At 32.1% G+C, this 16,799-nt stretch carries 17 protein-coding genes; 14 read left to right on the forward strand and 3 right to left on the reverse strand.

From position 1 onward, the window contains the following. Positions 1-357: 357 nt before the first annotated feature. A complete protein-coding gene (locus ABD715_RS05345) occupies positions 358-2,109 on the reverse strand; it encodes a T9SS type A sorting domain-containing protein (RefSeq protein ID WP_344787081.1) in 1,752 nt (583 codons plus the stop codon). Positions 2,110-2,238: 129 nt separating this feature from the next. On the opposite strand from ABD715_RS05345, the gene ABD715_RS05350 reads away from it, so the two are divergent. Continuing rightward, positions 2,239-3,531, forward strand: a complete 1,293-nt coding sequence (locus tag ABD715_RS05350) for an aminopeptidase P family protein (RefSeq protein WP_344787082.1) — start codon at positions 2,239-2,241, stop codon at positions 3,529-3,531. A gap of 57 nt (positions 3,532-3,588) precedes the next feature. Here the strand turns inward: ABD715_RS05350 and ABD715_RS05355 are convergent, their stop codons facing one another. Next, a complete protein-coding gene (locus ABD715_RS05355) occupies positions 3,589-4,911 on the reverse strand; it encodes an aspartate kinase (RefSeq protein WP_344787083.1) in 1,323 nt (440 codons plus the stop codon). 128 nt (positions 4,912-5,039) lie between these two features. Here ABD715_RS05355 and ABD715_RS05360 point away from each other — a divergent pair, with 128 nt between their 5' ends. From ABD715_RS05360 to ABD715_RS05375, 4 genes are all read left to right on the forward strand, one after another. Beyond that, positions 5,040-5,696: a hypothetical protein gene (locus tag ABD715_RS05360; RefSeq protein WP_344787084.1), complete on the forward strand. Its 657-nt coding sequence runs from the start codon at positions 5,040-5,042 to the stop codon at positions 5,694-5,696. A gap of 87 nt (positions 5,697-5,783) precedes the next feature. Continuing rightward, positions 5,784-6,563, forward strand: a complete 780-nt coding sequence (locus tag ABD715_RS05365; protein WP_344787085.1) for an alpha/beta fold hydrolase — start codon at positions 5,784-5,786, stop codon at positions 6,561-6,563. A gap of 59 nt (positions 6,564-6,622) precedes the next feature. Then, positions 6,623-6,889 (forward strand): hypothetical protein, encoded by a 267-nt coding sequence (locus tag ABD715_RS05370; protein WP_344787086.1) that lies wholly within the window; start codon positions 6,623-6,625, stop codon positions 6,887-6,889. Positions 6,890-6,966: 77 nt separating this feature from the next. Further along, positions 6,967-7,209, forward strand: a complete 243-nt coding sequence (locus ABD715_RS05375; protein WP_344787087.1) for a hypothetical protein — start codon at positions 6,967-6,969, stop codon at positions 7,207-7,209. On the opposite strand, the gene thiL is transcribed toward ABD715_RS05375, so the two are convergent. After that, positions 7,206-8,252, reverse strand: a complete 1,047-nt coding sequence (gene thiL, locus ABD715_RS05380) for a thiamine-phosphate kinase (protein WP_344787088.1) — start codon at positions 8,250-8,252, stop codon at positions 7,206-7,208. The genes ABD715_RS05375 and thiL overlap by 4 nt on opposite strands. Positions 8,253-8,484: 232 nt before the next feature. On the opposite strand from thiL, the gene ABD715_RS05385 reads away from it, so the two are divergent. From ABD715_RS05385 to ABD715_RS05425, 9 genes are all read left to right on the forward strand, one after another. Beyond that, positions 8,485-8,685, forward strand: coding sequence for a hypothetical protein (locus tag ABD715_RS05385; protein ID WP_344787089.1), 201 nt, complete (start codon positions 8,485-8,487; stop codon positions 8,683-8,685). 335 nt (positions 8,686-9,020) lie between these two features. Next, a complete protein-coding gene (locus ABD715_RS05390) occupies positions 9,021-9,350 on the forward strand; it encodes a HesB/IscA family protein (RefSeq protein WP_344787090.1) in 330 nt (109 codons plus the stop codon). A gap of 15 nt (positions 9,351-9,365) precedes the next feature. Next, entirely contained in the window at positions 9,366-10,814 is a 1,449-nt protein-coding gene (gene sufB, locus ABD715_RS05395) for a Fe-S cluster assembly protein SufB (RefSeq protein ID WP_344787091.1), read from the forward strand. A gap of 89 nt (positions 10,815-10,903) precedes the next feature. Beyond that, positions 10,904-11,224: a hypothetical protein gene (locus tag ABD715_RS05400; protein WP_344787092.1), complete on the forward strand. Its 321-nt coding sequence runs from the start codon at positions 10,904-10,906 to the stop codon at positions 11,222-11,224. A gap of 1 nt (position 11,225) precedes the next feature. Further along, complete coding sequence (sufC, locus tag ABD715_RS05405) at positions 11,226-11,978, forward strand: Fe-S cluster assembly ATPase SufC (protein WP_344787093.1); 753 nt, start codon at positions 11,226-11,228, stop codon at positions 11,976-11,978. A 77-nt stretch (positions 11,979-12,055) separates the two neighbouring features. Further along, positions 12,056-13,369: a Fe-S cluster assembly protein SufD gene (gene sufD / locus ABD715_RS05410; RefSeq protein WP_344787094.1), complete on the forward strand. Its 1,314-nt coding sequence runs from the start codon at positions 12,056-12,058 to the stop codon at positions 13,367-13,369. Between the two features lie 89 nt (positions 13,370-13,458). Beyond that, positions 13,459-14,661, forward strand: coding sequence for a sensor histidine kinase (locus ABD715_RS05415; protein ID WP_344787095.1), 1,203 nt, complete (start codon positions 13,459-13,461; stop codon positions 14,659-14,661). Between the two features lie 74 nt (positions 14,662-14,735). Then, positions 14,736-15,950 (forward strand): aminotransferase class V-fold PLP-dependent enzyme, encoded by a 1,215-nt coding sequence (locus tag ABD715_RS05420; RefSeq protein WP_344787096.1) that lies wholly within the window; start codon positions 14,736-14,738, stop codon positions 15,948-15,950. Between the two features lie 52 nt (positions 15,951-16,002). Then, positions 16,003-16,788: an META domain-containing protein gene (locus ABD715_RS05425; protein WP_344787097.1), complete on the forward strand. Its 786-nt coding sequence runs from the start codon at positions 16,003-16,005 to the stop codon at positions 16,786-16,788. The last annotated feature ends 11 nt before the right edge of the window (positions 16,789-16,799 follow it).

Here is a 16,799-nt window from a genome sequence, read left to right on the forward strand (position 1 = left end):
CAAATAACCGCTCTTTTGTTTTCGCTATTTAGAATGGTTTTAAAAAAGACTAGCAAATTCGAACAGATATTGAAGAATTATCAACAAACCATATTATATTTTAAGATTATTTTCTAACAAATAGACAAAATTTACTTTATTAATAAATTGCAACCGTGCAAAAACACTACGTATTCTATACTTTCATCCCTTTGTTAATGCTGGTCAACCAAAATATAATTCTGTTTTACAACTAAAAACTCAAATTATCTACGTAAAAACACTTAGTTTATATTTTTAACTTAAAGCCTTTAAATAAAATAAGCCAAAACAGTTAACTGCTTTGGCTTATTTTAAAAAGCTATCGATATAACACACTTATTCTTTAAGTATTTTTTTTGTTATCATTCCGTTTGAAGAGTGAATATTTACAAAATACATACCTTTTGATACCCCTTGTAAGCTTATCACTTTTGTTTTTAACAAATCAGTATTAGAGATTAACCGACCGCTAACATCATATATTACAGCTTTTTCTAACGTAAGAAACGAATCGTTTTTAATAAAAAACTGGCCAATTGTTGGATTAGGATACATACTAACCGAATTATTTAGCTCTTCATCTTCCACACTTAAAGGGCAACTTCCTGCATAAGCACTCATTAAAGGCAAACTACATATCATGTTTGCAGTACTTCTTGCTTGCACCATATTTGCTGCATCAATATTCTTAGAATTTAAAGTTCTATTTTGTTGTTCTAAAGCTATGTCATAATCCATAACATCATCACTGTCTACAACATGATTTAGCAAATGCGCATGACCTAATTCGTGTAAAGCTACGCTATAAAAATCGTAACCTAGATTTGTTCCCCCATCATAAAACCATGGGGAAAGATCTGTATTATCAAAAATTAAATCTACCTGATTAACCACCCAATCTTCAGAATTATTACATGCTCCACCATATAGCGTAGTAACCCCTAAATTACCTGCTGGCAAAACATTAAAAGACACTACATTTAAACCGTCATCTAGAGCAGAGTCTACAGTAGTTGTATTAGAATCTACATCCCAATTAATCCCCGTTTCGCAACTCCAATTTTTAAGCACTGCATTAAAAGCTGTATTAGCATTTGTATTTGATTCAAAATCTGAGTTAAATATCCAAGTTATACCTCCATCGCCATTCATATCTACATGCTGCAACTTATACTCCGTGTCATTAGCCTGCCCGTTAGATAAGGCATAAGTAACCGTTAACAAATTTACAGACTCAACCGAACTATTACTATCATCTGTAACTAATATTGTTCCTGTACCTGCTAACGATGGCACCTCTAAAACAATAGCAGTATCAGACCAACTAATTATTTGTCCATTTAAAGCAGTAACAAATGTTCCTCCTCCATCGTCTGCATTTCTAAAAGACACAGAGCCCGCACCTTGTGTAGCCCCAAAACCAGTACCTGTTATTGTTAATTGCGATTGCGTTCCTGCTGTTATTGAAGTTGGCGAAAAACTAGTAATATTTGGTGCCAACACGCCTTTTATTCCATTGTTTTTTAAAGTGTTTTTAACAACCTTAAAGTCTTTAACTTTTGAAAACTTAGAGTTACTAATTTTTTCAATTCTAGCATAAAAATCTTCTTCAATATTCTTAATTACAGAAAAAGGGTTTATAGCTACATTATCGATTAAATTATACTTATAAAAACCTTGAACAGAACTATATGGCTTAAAAGCTTTTATTTTATCTGATTTTACCGATTTTTCTTCTCCATGCAAAGTAAAAAGACCAATATCGTTAGTATTTAATTGCAAACTCGGTATCACCTTTTGCATTTTTCCATTTACAAAACCTCCCGGTGTAATTACTTCTACAGTTTCTACCAAATCACCTTTAAACACTTTATACACCTCTACAGTGTTAACAGTAAATATCTTAGTATAATTAGAATTCCAAAAAGATTCTTTCGATAAAACCTTACCTTCTACTACCAAATTAGAGGCATTTATTTGCTCTTCTAAAGAAATCTCTCTTAAAACTTCTTGAGCATTAAAACTAGAACTAATAAAAAATAACAGAATAAATAAATTTAATAATTTACGCGTAAAACTTTTTTCCATTTTAAAGTATTGTAATGATATGTAGTAATATACGCAATATATTTGTTTTTAGATGTCCAACAGTTACTCTTAAACCAAATAATCTTTAATAAAAGATTAAATTAGCGCGATAATAGAAATACATACATTATGAAATACCACCCTATAAACCCAAACCTCTTTATACAAAATAGAAAAAATTTTGCTAACCAAATGGAAGCAAACAGCTTAGCTGTTTTTAACTCTAACGACATATATCCTATTAGCGCAGATAGCACCATGCCTTTTGAGCAACATAGAGATATTTTTTATTTAAGCGGTGTAGACCAAGAGGAAAGTATTTTGGTTTTATTTCCAGATTGCCCCAAAGAGAAACATCGTGAAATATTATTTTTAAAAGAAACCAACGAGCATATTGCCATTTGGGAAGGAGAAAAACTAACAAAGGAAAAAGCTTTTGAAACTAGCGGAATAAAAACAGTATACTGGTTACAAGACATGGAAAAAATCATGTTCGAGATAATGACACAATGCGATACCGTTTACATTAACACAAACGAACACTATAGAGCGTCTGTTGAAACGCAAACTAGAGAAGACCGTTATACTAAATGGTTAAAAGAACGTTTTCCTGCCCATAGAGTAGCAAAAAGCAATCCTATTTTACAACGCTTACGATCTGTAAAAAATCAAATAGAAATAGATTTAATTCAACAAGCCTGCAACATTACAGAAAAAGGGTTTCGAAGAATATTAAATTTTGTAAAACCAGATGTTTGGGAATTTGAAATTGAAGCAGAATTTACTCATGAATTACTAATAAATCGTTCTAAGAAATTTGCCTACACACCCATAGTTGCCTCAGGTAATAATGCAAATGTTTTACACTATATTGAAAACAACCAACAATGCAAGGCAGGAGAATTAATTCTTATGGATATTGGCGCAGAATATGCCAATTACTCTAGCGACATGACTAGAAGTGTACCTGTTTCTGGAAAATTTACAGAACGTCAAAAAGCAGTTTACAATGCTGTAAATAGAGTAAAAAACGAAGCTACAAAAATGCTAACACCAGGAACAGACTGGGCCAATTACCATATTGAGGTTGGAAAAATTATGACTTCGGAATTATTAGACTTAAACCTATTAGATAAAGCCGATGTACAAAACGAAAATCCAGAATGGCCTGCTTACAAAAAGTACTTTATGCATGGCACATCTCACCACATGGGATTAGACACACACGATTATGGTATTTTAACAGAACCCATGCAAGCCAACATGGTGTTTACTGTAGAGCCTGGTATTTACATTCCTAATGAAGGTTTTGGTATTCGATTAGAAGACGATGTTGTTATTCAAGATTCTGGCGAACCATTTAACCTAATGAGAAATATACCTATTGAAGCTAATGAAATTGAAGATATAATGAATTCTTAAAAAGTTAAAAGGGTCGTTTTACAACGACCCTTTTGCTAATAGCTTAAATTTTATTAATTATAGAGTGACTAATTCAAATAAATAATCATTTAACTTTCTTAGCGTATTTATTTTATCATTAGCATTAACTAGCAATGATATATTATTATTACTTCCTCCATAAGAAATCATTCTTATTTTAACATCTTTTAAAATCTGAAACAACTTATAAGTTTCTGAGTGATTCACTATACCATGCCCTACCAAACAAACAATACTTTGATTAGTATCGACCTCTATTGTCGAGAAAGCCTCCAATTCTGATATAATTTTATCAAGATTTCTATCGTCATCAATAGTTAGCGATACTGCCACCTCCGATGTTGTTATCATATCAATAGATGTTTCGTAAGTCTCAAATATCTCAAAAACCTTTTTAAGAAAACCATGAGCTTGCAGCATTCTACCCGACTTAATTTTAATAGCAGTAATACCGTCTTTTGCAGCCAATGCTTTAATACCATTTTCTGGCGTTTCGCTAGAAATTAAAGTACCGTAAGCATCAGGGTCCATAGTGTTTTTTAATCGCACCGGAATATTATCTTCTCTTACAGGAGTAACGGTTTGTGGGTGTAATATTTTTGCTCCAAAATAAGCCAACTCTGCAGCTTCATCAAAAGACAAATTAGAAATTGGTCGTGTATTATCAACATATCTAGGATCGTTGTTATGCATACCATCAATATCTGTCCAAATCTGCACCTCTTCTGCTAAAATAGCTGCACCTATAATTGTTGCAGTATAATCGCTTCCACCACGCTGCAAATTAGAAATAGCATCAGCATTGTCTAAACAAATAAAACCTTGTGTAATATAAACATCTACTTCACCTGTATTTTTTAAAATACGACTTAAATTAGATTTTATATAGTCCATATTAGGCTCTTTAGCACCATCTATCCTCATAAAATCTAATGCTGGCAACAACGCAGAACTTATACCTTCTTGCTTTAAATACCCATTAAACATAAATGTTGACATTAATTCGCCCTGTGCCACAATCTCGTTTGCTAAAGTTTGCGAATATGTTTTATAGGTACACTCTAACAAAAAATTAAAAATTCCTGTTACATAGTTTTTTGCCTCTTCGTTTATCGCTTTGTTTTGCAAAAGACTATCTATAACTTCAAAATATTTTTCATGAAGTTTATTTATAGTTTCTGTTGCATCGTTAACAGATTTCTCAGCAATATTATTTGCAATAGATACCAATGCATTGGTAGTACCAGACATTGCAGACAATACAATTACCTTCTTTTCCCCATCATTTACAATATTCTTTACATTTTGAATATTCTCTATAGATCCAACCGAGGTTCCACCAAACTTTAATACTTTCATTTACTAAATACTTTATAATATAATATTATCAAGATGATAATTCATCAACAAAATTATGGTTCGTAACTCAAATCACATCATTTATATAAAAAAATGTTTATTTTAGCACAAATTGTTAAATAATTAACATGAAGACTGTATCTAACTGTGTAGAAGACATTTTAATAACACAACCTTACCTAGAAGAAGCACTTTCTAGAAACATAATAAACTTTAGCGCTTTAGCCATAGAGCTAACAGAGCCCATAAGTAAAATGCTAAAAAAAGACGTAAAACCGGGCGCTATAATGATGGCGTTAAGGCGTTATAACCCACCAGCAACACTCTCTAATTCTGTAAAAATGAAACGCGCTATTCAGAATTTAGGAGACATAACTGTGCGCTCTAACTTAACTGATTTTACAGTAAAAAACTCAGACTCGTTAATAGACAACCACTCAAAAATTCTTGATAAAATTAACGAAGAATCTAAATTATTTTACACCTTTACTAGAGGCATACACGAAAGCAACATTATTGTTTCTAGTAGTTTAGACGATTTTGTTAAAACTCATTTAAAAAAAGAAACATTTTTAGCTATACAAGATGGTCTATCTGCTATAAGCATAAACTTACCTCAAGACAACTCTAAAATAGCAGGACTGTATTATCATTTTTTTAAACGATTAGCTTGGGAAGGTGTTGTATTATACGAAGTACTATCTACCACAAACGAGTTTACAATTCTAGTTGAAGACGAATTTGTAGACAAAGCCTTTACTGCCATAAAAAAAGTTAAAAACTAAAGCCCTGCTATTTTAAAAATCATCTTATAAGACTTAATAGCATTTTATTATGTCGATTTTTATCTTTGTCAAAGATTTTTTTTTAGAATGATATTAAAATACAAAGGCATAAATATTTTTTACACAGACCAAGGCAAAGGAAATGCTGTAGTACTTTTACATGGTTTTTTAGAAAATAGCAGCATGTGGAACGCGATTACACCTGAGTTAACTAAAAGAAACCGTGTTATTTGCATAGACTTATTAGGGCACGGACAAACAGAATGCCTAGGCTACGTACACAGTATGGAACTCATGGCAAGTGTTGTAGAATTTGTTCTTAAACATTTAAAAATACGACGCTCGACTTGTATTGGGCATTCAATGGGTGGATATGTTGCTCTTGCTTTCGCAGAAAAAAACCCTGACGCCTTAAAAGGTTTGGTATTAATTAACTCTACAGCTGTTGCAGATACCGAAGAAAAGAAAAAGAACAGAGACCGAGCCATTACAGCTGTTAAAAACAACCACAAAAGCTTTATAAGAATGGCAATAGCCAACTTATTAAGACCAAAAAACCGAAAACTTTTTGCTGAAGAAAAAAAAGCCACCATTAAGGAAGCCTTAAAAACACCTCTACAAGGCATTGTTGCTGCTTTAGAAGGTATGAAGATAAGAGAAGATAGGGAAGTTTTACTCCATTTTACACCATATAAAAAGATGATGATAATTGGAAAAAAAGACCCTGTTTTGGATTATAATAGCTTAATAGAACAAACGAAAAATACAGAGGTAAAATGTGTTGAATTTCCAGATGGGCACATGTCTCATATAGAGAATAGAACAGAATTAACTACAGAATTAGTGTATTTCATCGAAAAAAAATAGTGTTTCATCGATATATTGGTTTTTATTTATATATTTATGCAAACCTAAATTATTAAACCATGAAAAAAGACCCTAACCACCCTGGTTTTATACCTAAAATGTACTGTTCGTTATTTGGGCACAATTACCAAGTTACAAAAAAAGTAACCTACCATGTTAAAGAGTACACCTGTAGCCATTGTAAAAAGCAACTAACTACAAGCGGTAACGGAGATTTAATAGAGCTAACTCCCAAGTTTAGAGAAATTAACGCGATACTAGAACGCATTCACGAAAAGAGATTGAGTCGTTCGAGGCAAAAAACAATCACTTCGTCGATTTACTAAGTATTTCATCGCGCTAATAAAATCATTTTTAGTACTTTAATGCTCCCTAAGACGTATAATTAACATAAGTATTTTAAATGAAAAACATCCATTGCAAGGTGTTTGGACATGATTATAAAGTAACACGACATGTTACAGATCATGTTAAAGAGTACACTTGCGTAAATTGCAAAAAACAGCTTACCACTAGCGGTAATGGAGAATTAACACTACTCACTCCAAAATTTAAAGAAATTAACGATGTTCTCGAGCGTATGCACCTTAAACGGGTAGCGAATCAAGACCAAGAAAGAAACAAAGCTAAATTGCGCATTGCTTAACTCTCAAAATTTTTCCACCCTTGAGCTTTTAATGGTATTCTAGAATCTGCTCTAGTCACTAGGTGCGCTCCTGCTTCTTTTTCTCTTATATGCCCAATTATAGTTAAATTAGGATTAGCTTTTATCTTAGGAAAGTCGTCTTGAGATATTGTAAATAAAAGCTCGTAATCTTCACCTCCATTTAACGCCACCATAGTACTATCTATATTAAACTCTTCGCAAGAAGATATAACAACCGGATCTAATGGAATTTTTTCTTCATACAAATCGCAACCCACATCGCTATGTTTGCATAAATGCAACACCTCAGAAGATAAGCCATCACTAATATCAATCATAGACGTGGGCTTAACCTCCAAATCTGCCAACAACTTAACTATATCTTGCCTTGCCTCTGGCTTTAATTGCCTTTCTATAATATAAGAATAAGCATCTAAATCTGGCTGATTGTTAGGATTTACTTTAAACACTTCCTTTTCTCGCTCTAAAACTTGCAAGCCCATATAAGCACCACCTAAATCTCCGGTAACCACCAACAAATCGTTTGGCTTTGCTCCTGCCCTATAAACCTCTTCATCTTTTTCTAGCTCACCAATAGCAGTAACAGATATTATTAAACCTTTGGTAGACGACGAGGTATCGCCCCCAACAACATCAATATTATATAATTTAGCTGCAGTTTCTATTCCTGCATACAAATCTTCAAGTGCTTCTAATGGAAATCTATTAGAGACAGCCACAGATACTGTAATTTGAGTTGCTTTAGCATTCATAGCATAAACATCTGACAAGTTAACAACAACCGATTTGTAACCCAAATGCTTTAAAGGCACGTAACTTAAATCGAAATGCACACCTTCAACCAACAAGTCTGTGGTAACAACAATTTTCTTTTTTTCAAAATTTAACACAGCTGCATCATCACCAATACTTTTTACAGTTGATGTATGATTAATTTTAAAATTCTTTGTTAAGTGATCTATTAGGCCAAACTCTCCTAAAGTACTTAAATCTGTTCGTTGTTGATTTTTATCCTCTATCATTTTACAAAAATAAGAAGCCTATTTATAAAAAATGATAATTTTTAATATTAAAACTCATAAATCGATATTAATGTGTTTTTTAAAAACCAATTACACAAACCTTCTAATAAAAAAGGCTTAACTAAAAAAATAAGCAAACACACGACAGTAAAACGCATTTCGTCGAAAACACATATAAAAACGTAAGAAATAGAGCTTAATTTACTAACTTAAAACTATAAATTCTCCTACTATGAACTCAAACCTACCCAAAAACCCCTTTTGCCTTACCTTTGGACATAACTATTTTTTAATAGATAATCCTACACAAGGTCAACCAGAAGTTATTTGCAAATGCTGTAAACAACAATTTAGATTAAGCGTAAGCGGAAATATTATAGAAATACCAGCAAAACAATACGCTAGACTAGAAAACCTTCAAAACATAGGGTAACACACTTTAATTCAAAACTTTAAAGCAACAAGCTCTTTTTTATAATAGTTTAAATTGCTAAACATATTTAACTAGAATTCGATTAAACCAATAATTCGAAGCGCTTAGTAGCGCGCTATTCCCACCTTAGCCATTAAATAACAAAAACCTATCAAACTATATGCTAATATAATGTTAGGTTCTATGGAAATACATGACTTATATTGTATATTTGCACTCTATTTGGAGACCATCTTGATAGAATTAAGAGACATTTATTTAAACAAATGTTTGGTTTTAATAAATAGAGTGACATGTTTTACACATTAAAACAGCATGAAAAACTAAATAAAAATATGATTAAAGTTTCGGAAATAGCAAAAAAGAAAGTCATTGATCTTATGCAAGACGAAGGCTTTGATGCTAACACAGATTATGTTCGTGTTGGCGTAAAAAGTGGAGGATGCTCAGGACTTTCGTATGATTTAAAATTTGACAAAGAACAAAAAGAAGACGATAAAATTTTTGTAGACAATGACATAAAAATTATTGTAGACAAAAAGAGTTTTTTATATCTAATTGGTACAACCTTAGAGTATTCTGGAGGATTAAACGGAACTGGGTTTGTTTTTAATAACCCTAACGCCAACCGTACTTGCGGTTGCGGAGAATCATTTTCATTATAAAAATAAGAAAGAATTATGTCGAAGTATACGGAAGATGATTTACGTGAAGAATTAAAAACCAAGGAATATGAATACGGTTTTTATACCGATTTAGAATCTGAGACATTTCCTATTGGCTTAAATGAAGATATTGTACGCGCTATTTCTAAAAAGAAAGATGAGCCACAATGGATGACCGATTGGAGATTAGAAGCCTTTAAAGTTTGGAAAGACATGACCGAACCAGAATGGGCAAATGTAAATTACCAAAAGCCAGATTTTCAATCTATCGCTTATTACTCTGCTCCTACTGCTGTAGATCCTAATAAAACTTTGGACGATGTAGATCCAGATTTATTAGCTATGTATAAAAAGCTGGGTATTTCTGTTGATGAACAGAAAAAGATGAATAATATAGCCATGGATATTGTTGTAGACTCAGTGTCTGTAGCAACAACATTTCAAAAAACCTTAGGCGAAAAAGGTATTATTTTTATGAGCATATCTGAAGCTATAAAAAAGCATCCAGAACTTGTAAAAAAATATCTTGGCACAGTAGTACCAACGAAAGACAACTTTTATGCAGCCTTAAACAGCGCTGTTTTTAGCGACGGATCTTTTTGCTACATTCCAAAAGGTGTACGTTGCCCAATGGAATTATCTACATACTTTAGAATTAACCAAGCAGGAACAGGCCAGTTTGAAAGAACCCTTGTAATTGCAGACGAAGGCAGTTATGTCTCTTACCTAGAAGGCTGTACAGCACCAAGTCGAGACGAAAACCAATTACACGCAGCAGTTGTAGAGCTTATAGCTCTAGACGATGCCGAAATAAAATACTCTACTGTACAAAACTGGTTTCCAGGAAATGCAGAAGGCAAAGGAGGTGTTTACAATTTTGTAACCAAGAGAGGACTATGCGAAAAAAACGCTAAAATTTCTTGGACACAAGTAGAAACCGGATCGGCAGTTACATGGAAATACCCTTCTTGTGTTTTAAAAGGAGACAATTCTGTAGGCGAGTTTTACTCTATAGCAGTAACAAATAATTACCAGCAAGCAGATACAGGAACAAAAATGATTCACTTAGGTAAAAACACTAAGTCTACCATTATTTCTAAAGGTATATCGGCAGGAAAATCGCAAAACAGCTACCGTGGGTTAGTTCAAATAAATTCTAGAGCAGAAAACGCGCGTAACTTTTCGCAATGCGATAGTTTATTAATGGGTAACGAGTGTGGTGCACATACGTTCCCATATATTGAAGCCAAAAACAAATCGGCGAAAATAGAACACGAAGCTACAACAAGTAAAATTGGAGAAGACCAAATTTTTTATTGTAACCAACGTGGTATAGATACAGAAAAAGCTATAGCATTAATTGTTAATGGCTTTAGCAAAGAAGTACTAAACAAATTACCTATGGAGTTTGCTGTAGAAGCACAAAAACTACTAGAAATAAGTTTAGAAGGCTCTGTAGGATAAATTTTTTTTAAATGAAAAAGATTCTCATTCTGTTATTAAGTCTTACGATATGCTTGAGTTGTAAAAACGTTGAAAAAAAAGAAGACAACGTGAATAAAACTAGCAAACAAGAAGATAAATTAACCCTGATAAAAGGAGAATTTGTTTATTATGACGATGCAGCTGTTTTACAAACAAAATCGAACATTTACGGTGTATTTGTAACAGACAAAATGCTAGAACTTAATAAACTTGCAGAAAAACACAAAGCAATACCAACAGATATGGTATATGTAGAGGTTAAAGGTATAATTAGCAATAAAAAAGACGATAAAATTCTTTGGGAGAATAAGGTGGAAATTGTAGAAATATTAAACGTTTCGCCATCAAACAAAGATAAAAATAACGTAGTAAAATTAGTAAGCGAATAGTATGTTAAAAATAGAAAATTTACACGCAAGTGTTGAAGGGAAAAACATCTTAAAAGGTATTAACTTAGAGGTAAAAGCAGGAGAAGTTCATGCTATTATGGGACCTAATGGTGCTGGAAAAAGCACATTAGCTTCTGTTGTTGCAGGAAAAGAAGAATACGAAGTAGAGTCTGGAGACATAATACTAAACGACGAAAACTTAAACGAATTAGCTGCAGAAGAGCGTGCGCACAAAGGTGTATTTTTATCTTTTCAATACCCTGTAGAAATTCCTGGTGTATCTGTTACTAATTTTATTAAAACAGCAATTAACGAAAATCGTAAAGCTCAAGGTTTAGAAGACATGCCTGCTAAAGACATGCTAAAATTAATTAGAGAAAAAGCAGAATTATTAGAAATTGACAGGAAATTTTTATCACGTTCTTTAAACGAAGGATTTTCTGGAGGAGAAAAAAAACGTAATGAGATTTTTCAAATGGCAATGTTAGAGCCTAAATTGGCAATACTAGACGAAACCGATTCTGGTTTAGATATAGATGCCTTACGTATTGTTGCCAACGGAGTTAACAAATTAAAAAGCAAAAATAACGCAGTAGTAGTAATTACACACTACCAACGTCTTTTAGATTATATTGTACCAGATTTTGTTCACGTATTATACAACGGAAAAATTGTAAAATCGGGAACTAAAGAGCTTGCTCACGAACTTGAAGAAAAAGGGTACGATTGGATTAAAGAAGAAGTGAACGCGTAATTTAATAACCAGTTAGAAAAAGTTAACAGTTGGCAGTCATTTTTGACTAAAAACTGAAAAACTGAAGACTTGTCAACATGGATTTAAAAGAAAAACTATTAGCATCTTATTTAATATCGGAAGATCAATCTCACATTGATACTTACATACAAGACATTAAAAACGATGCCATAAAACTGTTTGAAGAAAAAGGTTTCCCTTCTAAAAAAGAAGAAGCTTGGAAATACACCTCTTTAAACAAAGTATTAAAACAAGATTATAGTGTATTCCCTAAACAAGAAAACACTATTGAATATAAAGATGTAAAAAAGTACTTTATTCACGATATAGACACCTATAAAATTGTTTTTATAGATGGCAGATATTCTTCTCACCTTTCTGAGACAACTCACGATGGTATAGATGTATGCTTAATGTCTGCTGCTTTAACAAAGCCAAAGTACCGTATTATAGTCGAAAATTATTTTAACAAAGTAGCTCCAAAAGACAGTTTACCGTCTTTAAACACTGCTTTTGCTAATGAAGGTGCTTATATACACATCCCAAAAAACAAATTAGTAGACAAGCCTATACAGATAATTAATTTTTCTACAGGAAACGAATCTGCAACCCTATTACAACCGCGTAATTTAATTGTTGTAGACGAGAATTCTCATGTTCAAATTATAGAAAGACACCAAAGCTTAACAGACAATCCTGTTTTAACAAACAGTGTTACCGAGATTTTCGCCAACAAACGCGCCATTGTTGATTTGTATAAAATACAAAACGACAACGCTAAGGCATCACTTATAGATAACACTTTTATAAATCAAAAACGCGAAAGTGTTGCTTCTGTTCACACCTTCTCTTTTGGAGGTCAATTAATACGTAATAATCTTAATTTTTATCAAAACGGAGAACGTATTGATTCTATATTAAAAGGTGTCACTATATTAGGAGACAAACAACATGTAGACCATAATACATTGGTTCATCATATAGAACCAAATTGCGAAAGTCACCAAGATTATAAAGGTATTTTTGGAGATAGCTCTACAGGGGTTTTTAATGGTAAAATTATTGTAGAAAAAGAAGCACAGAAAACAAATGCTTTTCAATCTAACAACAATATTTTAGTAAGCGACAAAGCCTCTATAAACACCAAACCGCAACTAGAAATTTTTGCAGACGATGTAAAATGTTCTCACGGTTGTACCATTGGCCAGTTAGACGAAAGCGCTATGTTTTATATGCGTTCTCGTGGTATACCTGAAAAAGAAGCCAAAGCGCTTTTAATGTATGCGTTTAGTAATAATGTATTAAATTCTGTTAAAATTCCAGAAATTAAGCAACGCATTACCAAAATAATAGCAAATAAATTGGGTGTAAATATTGGGTTTGACTTATAAAAACCTAAACCGTTAATTTTAAAATTTTATACTTTCCTTAAAAAACAGTCGCACATTGTGTGTCTGTTTTTTTATTTGTATTTTTAGATATGGTGAATATAAATATAGCTATACAAGATTTTATAACTAAATATTTTGAGTTATATGGAGGTAGAGATTTAAAAATCAAGTCGTTTTTTCTTGAAAATTTCTCAGGTTTAGATGGAATTACGCCTAATATTTACAACTATAATTCTTGGCTTAAAGCTATAGATGAAGATTTTAATCAAATTCCTATTCCTTTTGATATTAAAATTCAAAATATTGTTATTAATCATCTTGAAAATAATTTATATACTGTAGCTGTCGTTTCTACTTGGGATTTTTCAATAAGATTAGAATTTTCTGAAATTGGAGATATTAGAACTTTTTTCATATTAAAAGCAACCAATTCTACCTTTAAAATTAATCACCTTAGCAATTCTATCTCTCTGTCTTCGCTTCAAGAAGGCGAGCTTTTTCCGGTAACATATTTCAAGAAAAAGCGAGAACAAATAGAGAACGAAATAAAATCTAAAACAGAACAATTAAATATTTTTAACGAGCAATTAGTACTTAATTTAAACAAATTAGAAAAAGCTAATGATGATTTAGAGCAGTTTACCAAAGTCGCTGCTCACGATTTAAAATCGCCTTTAATATCTACCAAAATTTTAATCAATAAAATTATAAACAAATACGAAAGTTCTATTGATATTAAAGATTTAGATTTACTAAAATTCTGCTCAAAAAACTTAGAAAGCCTTACCGATTTAATTAACAACACATTACAACTTTATACAAAAGGAGTCCCTAGTTTGCCCGAAAAACATATAGATACAAACCTTGTAGTACAAAATATAAAACAAGAATTAGAGCTAGAAACAAATAAAGAGTTAAATATAACATACTACAACCTACCTAAGTTAAAAATTAACAAAAGCTCATTTACACAGTTATTAACTAATTTAATACGTAATTCTATTTCTAATACTAAAAAGGGAGTAGTTCCAAAAGTTAATATTTCGTGTAAGCAAAACAGAGATAAAACCTATACATTTTGTATTGCTGACAATGGTATAGGAATACCAGACAGCGATAAAAAATTGGTGTTTCAAATTTATTTCAAATCAGATAGAAATAAAAAACAAGGCCATGGTATTGGCTTAGCTGTTTGCAAAAAAATAGTAGAACTGTATAATGGTTCTATTTGGATTAAAGATAATGAAGAGCATGGCACCTCTGTATATTTTACACTTAAAGAGTCGTGTTAAATAATTAATATTAAACTTAAACCATTTATCGCATCTATGGTTTTTTGTTAGTATTTTTGTATTAAACTATCTTTATGTTCGACGTACTTAAAATAAGAAAAGACTTCCCTATATTATCTAGAAAAGTAAACGGAAAACCATTAGTTTATTTTGATAATGCAGCTACATCGCAAACACCACAACAAGTAATAGATGCTATTGTAAATTACTATGCTAATTACAATGCTAATATTCATCGTGGCGTCCATACGTTAAGTCAAGAGGCAACAGACTTATACGAGCAATCTCGTTTAAAAATACAAGCACATTTTAATGCTAAGTTTTCGCACGAAATTATATTAACGTCTGGCACAACGCATAGTATTAATTTGGTTGCAAACGGATTTTCTGCTCTTTTAAAAAAAGGAGACGAAATTATTGTTTCTGCCCTAGAGCATCATAGTAATATTGTACCATGGCAAATGCTATGCGAGCGTACGGGTGCAATACTTAAAGTTATACCAATGAACGAAGCTGGTGAACTGGTTATGGAAACTTACACCAATTTACTTTCTAATAAAACAAAGCTTGTTTTTACAAATCATATATCTAATGCTTTAGGCACTATAAACCCTATAGAATACATTATAGAAAAAGCGCATGAAGTTGGAGCAGCAGTTTTAATAGATGGCGCACAATCGTGCCCACACATAAAACCAGACGTGCAAGATTTAGATGTAGATTTTTACGTTGCTTCTGCACATAAAATGTGTGGTCCAACAGGTGTTGGTATGCTCTACGGAAAAGAAGAATGGCTAAAAAAATTACCCCCTTATCAAGGAGGAGGAGAAATGATAGCAGAAGTAAGTTTCGAAAAAACAACCTACGCAGATTTACCTCATAAATTTGAAGCAGGCACACCCAATATTTGTGGCGGAATTGTTTTTGGAACCGCAATAGACTACATGAACACTGTTGGCTTTAAAAATATTGCAGCATACGAAAACGAGCTACTAGATTACGCAACCAATCAATTAAAACAAATTGAAGGGTTAAAAATTTACGGAACAGCTAAAAATAAAACATCTGTTATTTCTTTTAATCTAGATAACATTCACCCTTACGATGTTGGCACCATTTTAGACAAGCTAGGTATAGCAGTAAGAACAGGCCATCATTGTGCACAACCCATTATGGATTTTTATTGTATACCAGGCACAGTTAGAGCTTCTTTTGCTTTTTACAACACTAAAGAAGAAATTGATGCTTTGGTAGCGGGTGTAAAAAAAGCAAAAATGATGCTGTCTTAAAATTTGGCGTTCTTTTTGCTTATTTAATAGAAACAAAACAATATATAACAAAATGAAATTGATTTTAATTCTATTTAGCGCCCTTGTTATAAAATCTTGTGGCAATTCTAAACCATTAAATTTGCAAGAAAACAACACTCCATTTTTAACCAAATTAGATAGCACTTATTACATTACAACTATAAACAACAAAGATGTTAGTGCACATAAACTTTTTATAAATTTTAATAACAACACAAAGCAAGTTTCTGGCTTTTCTGGATGCAATCGTTTTTTTGGCAGTTATAAATTTAAAAAAGACACTTTAAGTTTTAGTCCTTTAGGCTTAACACGTAAGATGTGCAAAGGAGAAGCAAACACGATTGAAAACGAGTTTCATCAAGCCATAAAAACAATTAACCAGGTTACAGGCACTAAAAACACTGTTGCATTTTTAAACAAAAAAAACGTAATAATTACTGCTAAAAAAGAGGTTGTAAACCAAAACCTAACATTAGAATATACCACCTCTAATCGTGGCACTTATAAAGCCATAAAAATAGACAAAATGGGCGTTTACACATCTAGCAAAAGAAACGCTAAACCACTCTTTACAAAACATAGCAAAACCCAATGGCAATTACTTTTAAAGCTTACAGAAGATATTAATTTAAATGCCATGACAAATTTAGATTCGCCATCGGTAAAACATCAATTTGATGGTGCACCATTAGCGCATTTTAAAATTACAAAAGAAGGAAAAACATACCAAACTAAGGCTTTTGATCATGGTAACCCACTTCCAGAAATAGAACAACTTGTTAAAGAAATCTTATCTATTTCCAAAAATATTGAATAGCAACTTTTGAT

This window comes from Postechiella marina (assembly GCF_039538365.1).
GTDB lineage: Bacteria > Bacteroidota > Bacteroidia > Flavobacteriales > Flavobacteriaceae > Postechiella > Postechiella marina.

What these genes read in the sequence shown, in the direction of transcription:
- ABD715_RS05345 (WP_344787081.1), bottom strand. Translation starts at nt 2,109, where the DNA reads ATGGAAAAAAGTTTTACGCGTAAATTATTAAATTTATTTATTCTGTTA.
- ABD715_RS05350 (WP_344787082.1), top strand. Translation starts at nt 2,239, where the DNA reads ATGAAATACCACCCTATAAACCCAAACCTCTTTATACAAAATAGAAAA.
- ABD715_RS05355 (WP_344787083.1), bottom strand. Translation starts at nt 4,911, where the DNA reads ATGAAAGTATTAAAGTTTGGTGGAACCTCGGTTGGATCTATAGAGAAT.
- ABD715_RS05360 (WP_344787084.1), top strand. Translation starts at nt 5,040, where the DNA reads ATGAAGACTGTATCTAACTGTGTAGAAGACATTTTAATAACACAACCT.
- ABD715_RS05365 (WP_344787085.1), top strand. Translation starts at nt 5,784, where the DNA reads ATGATATTAAAATACAAAGGCATAAATATTTTTTACACAGACCAAGGC.
- ABD715_RS05370 (WP_344787086.1), top strand. Translation starts at nt 6,623, where the DNA reads ATGAAAAAAGACCCTAACCACCCTGGTTTTATACCTAAAATGTACTGT.
- ABD715_RS05375 (WP_344787087.1), top strand. Translation starts at nt 6,967, where the DNA reads ATGAAAAACATCCATTGCAAGGTGTTTGGACATGATTATAAAGTAACA.
- thiL (WP_344787088.1), bottom strand. Translation starts at nt 8,252, where the DNA reads ATGATAGAGGATAAAAATCAACAACGAACAGATTTAAGTACTTTAGGA.
- ABD715_RS05385 (WP_344787089.1), top strand. Translation starts at nt 8,485, where the DNA reads ATGAACTCAAACCTACCCAAAAACCCCTTTTGCCTTACCTTTGGACAT.
- ABD715_RS05390 (WP_344787090.1), top strand. Translation starts at nt 9,021, where the DNA reads ATGATTAAAGTTTCGGAAATAGCAAAAAAGAAAGTCATTGATCTTATG.
- sufB (WP_344787091.1), top strand. Translation starts at nt 9,366, where the DNA reads ATGTCGAAGTATACGGAAGATGATTTACGTGAAGAATTAAAAACCAAG.
- sufC (WP_344787093.1), top strand. Translation starts at nt 11,226, where the DNA reads ATGTTAAAAATAGAAAATTTACACGCAAGTGTTGAAGGGAAAAACATC.
- sufD (WP_344787094.1), top strand. Translation starts at nt 12,056, where the DNA reads ATGGATTTAAAAGAAAAACTATTAGCATCTTATTTAATATCGGAAGAT.
- ABD715_RS05415 (WP_344787095.1), top strand. Translation starts at nt 13,459, where the DNA reads ATGGTGAATATAAATATAGCTATACAAGATTTTATAACTAAATATTTT.
- ABD715_RS05420 (WP_344787096.1), top strand. Translation starts at nt 14,736, where the DNA reads ATGTTCGACGTACTTAAAATAAGAAAAGACTTCCCTATATTATCTAGA.
- ABD715_RS05425 (WP_344787097.1), top strand. Translation starts at nt 16,003, where the DNA reads ATGAAATTGATTTTAATTCTATTTAGCGCCCTTGTTATAAAATCTTGT.